1 protein-coding gene is annotated in these 694 nt (G+C 22.8%); it reads right to left on the reverse strand.

Annotated features, from left to right (window positions below; genetic code table 11):
• Positions 1 to 165: 165 nt before the first annotated feature.
• Positions 166 to 522, reverse strand: a complete 357-nt coding sequence (locus HCG76_RS18875; protein ID WP_221701809.1) for a hypothetical protein — start codon at positions 520 to 522, stop codon at positions 166 to 168.
• Positions 523 to 694 lie beyond the last annotated feature (172 nt).

Genomic DNA, 694 nt, shown 5'->3' on the forward strand with positions numbered 1-694 from the left:
TTGACTAAAATGTAAATTCTAATTATTGTACATAATTATTTTCCAATTTTTATACAAAAATATATTGACATTTACAACTTTTAATTTATAATATTCCTAAATATATTTTTAAATCACCTATTATCACCAGGTAAATGAAATATACTTCTAAATTTTACTTATCTTTTATATACCATAATGAATTACATACTTATTTTCTTTTATAGCAATATTAAGTTTCTTGATTAGCTTATCCAACTCTTTCGAATTATAATATAAATTAGCATTAATAATTATTCTTTTAAAATCCTTTACTGAACTAGGTGGTATAATTGTAGTGCCACAATAATCTAACCCTAATGCTGGATGTTTTTTTACATGAAAATAGGTTTTTAAATTTCCAATCTCCTTCAAGTATCTTATTAAAAGCTGCTCTATTAAAGCATCACTAACTGATATACAATTATACTTTTCTGGTTCATAATCACTATACCATTTATCATCTTCAAAACTATCAATTATTCCAAAATCATGTTTTGCCAAAATTCCACCCCCACTACTTCAATTTATACATTCATTACTAAATATATAATCCAAATTCAAAGTATAAATTACCAAATAAATTAATAATATTAATTTATTTCAGTTTGTTGAAAAACCCCCTGTTTAAAAACAGAGGGTTTTTCTATTATTAGTTGTGGATAAAATTTAAAAT

Origin of the sequence: Clostridium sp. K13, from assembly GCF_019734195.1 — a bacterium.
Lineage (GTDB): Bacteria > Bacillota > Clostridia > Clostridiales > Clostridiaceae > Clostridium.